At 58.7% G+C, this 2,186-nt stretch carries 2 protein-coding genes and 1 pseudogene; all 3 read left to right on the forward strand.

The annotated features are described in order from the left end of the window. Positions 1–35 precede the first annotated feature (35 nt). A complete protein-coding gene (locus tag JNL55_RS33390; RefSeq protein ID WP_293865028.1) occupies positions 36–563 on the forward strand; it encodes a hypothetical protein in 528 nt (175 codons plus the stop codon). Then, entirely contained in the window at positions 560–1,912 is a 1,353-nt protein-coding gene (locus JNL55_RS33395; protein ID WP_293865031.1) for an erythromycin esterase family protein, read from the forward strand. Before JNL55_RS33390 ends, JNL55_RS33395 begins: the two co-directional genes overlap by 4 nt. A gap of 58 nt (positions 1,913–1,970) precedes the next feature. Further along, positions 1,971–2,186 (forward strand): annotated as a pseudogene (locus tag JNL55_RS33400) (hypothetical protein); the annotation flags it as partial.

A 2,186-nucleotide genomic window follows, 5' to 3' on the forward strand; every position in this document is an offset into this window, starting at 1 on the left:
AACTCACGCGTGCTCAGCTCCAGCGGTTTGAGGGTGTGTATCGCGAGCCGGAGCTGCGATTGCCTATGATGGTGCGCGCTGGTGACAATATGCTTGTCATCGATGGCGATGCGAAGCGCTATGATTTTCTACCGCTCGCGCCGACTCGCTTTCGGAATGAAGAGAACATCATCATTGAGTTCGACGGCCCGGCTGGCGGCGTTGCGGACACCTTGAGGCAGGTTGAAGGAAGAAAGTATGGGACTGGTGCGTTCGCACGCGTGCAGCCTGTGTCACCGACGGCGTCGGAATTGTCTAGCTACGCTGGCGATTACGTCAGCACGGAGCTGAATGCCACTTATCGATTTAGTGTGCAGCAGGGGAAACTCACTTCGCGGGTCGTGGAACGTGGCGATGCTGGCAAGCCGCTACGCTTCGAGCCGCTGCTCCAAGATGAGTTCTACGACGTCGACAACCGGATGATCGTGCACTTCAAACTCGACCGCGCCGGTCGCATCCAGGGGCTAGATCTCACGAACCAGTTCGGCTGGATCAAAGACGTCGCCTTTGAGCGTGCAAAATGAGTTGCCGTGGGCTGATCCGGCTAGATCAACTGCGTGGCCGTCGAGCAGGCGGAATCAGTCGTCGCGGGCTCGTCGCGTGGGTGTTGGCTGCGCTCGCGGTGATGCCGCTCATGGCGGCGAGCGCGATTGACGATACGAAATCGGTGGTCGCTTGGTCCGCCGAACACGCTGTGGCGCTCGGCGACGACTTTGCACCTCTCAAGACCATCGTAGGCGACGCGCGGGTGCTGGCCTTCGGTGAAGGCACGCACAACGCGAGCGAACTCTGGACCCTGCGCAATCGAATGTTTGCTTACGCCGTCGAGCATCTTGGCTTTACCGCGATCGCTGCGGAGACCAGCGTTGCTGAGGGCTGGGTCACAGATGACTACGTCAATGGCAAGCCCGTGCCCGTCGATGCTGCGACTCACGGTGTCTTCTCATGGACAGCAGCCTCATTCGAAGAGAATCGCGCACTGATCGAATGGATGCGGGCGTACAACGCTAAAGCAGCCACCTCGCGAAAGATCCGTTTCTACGGCTTGGAGATGAGCGGATCGACCAAGCCTGACGGCCGCCTGCTCGTGCAGCCAGCGCTCGACTATCTCCGTTCCATCGACACCAAGCGCGCCGACGCCATCGAAAGCAGATTCTCGGCCTTACTTCCGATCTTCAACATCGCGAAGTTGCCCACCGCCGAGCCGGCAAAACTAGATCAACTAGTCATCGCCGCACAGGATCTCGTAAGCCTGTTCGAGCGCTATCAAGTCCTGTGGACGGCTAAGAGTTCAAGCGACGCATATCAACGCGCCTACCGCCACGCCGTCGCCGCGCGACAGTTGGTGGCGCATTTCCGTATGAAAGGCCAGGGTCGCGATATCGCAGCAGCAGAAAACCTGCGTTGGGTCTTAGAACAGGAAGGCCCGAAGGGCAAAGTCTTCGTGTTTGCGCACAACTCGCACGTGGCGAAGTGGCGCATGTTGCCGGCCGACGATGAGCAGTTACATAGCACGATGGCTGAGTTCATTCATCCTCAGCTCGGCAATGACATAGTAGTAATTGCCTCCCTGTATCACCGGGGCGAAACACGCGACTGGCTCGGCATGTTCGGTTTCGACAATCAACTCCGCCCGGTGCCGCCGTCCAAGCCTGAAAGCTTGAATGCCGTGATGTCCCGCGTTGGCAAACCCAGCTTCCTGCTCGATCTGCGCAAGTTGCCGAGCGAAGGTGATGTGCGCGATTGGTTTGAGCAGCCGAGGCCGGTGCGCAATATCAATGTTCGCGAAGAATACAACCAGATCAAACCGGCAGCCGCGTTCGACGCACTGCTGTACATCGAAAAGATCTCGCCTCTGCACGAACAGCGCTGAAAGCTGCACGCATAGGCGAGGCCTCACTACCCGAGTCATTCCCTAGGAGCTTGAGTCAATGAGTTTTCCCAGAGTCCCGTGGCTTCGTGCCGGCTTGGTCATGGCCGGCGCATGGATGGCATCGCTGGCGAATGCAGCGGACAAAGAACCGCTGACCGTGAACTGGTATCACAGCGCGCCGTTCCTGCAGCCGGTCATCGACGAGTTCACCAAACAGAGCGGCATCGCCGTCAAAGTCACGGACTCTTACGACAAGTTCGACACCGACGTCATC

Source organism: Steroidobacter sp. (assembly GCF_016790065.1).
Classification (GTDB): domain Bacteria; phylum Pseudomonadota; class Gammaproteobacteria; order Steroidobacterales; family Steroidobacteraceae; genus Steroidobacter.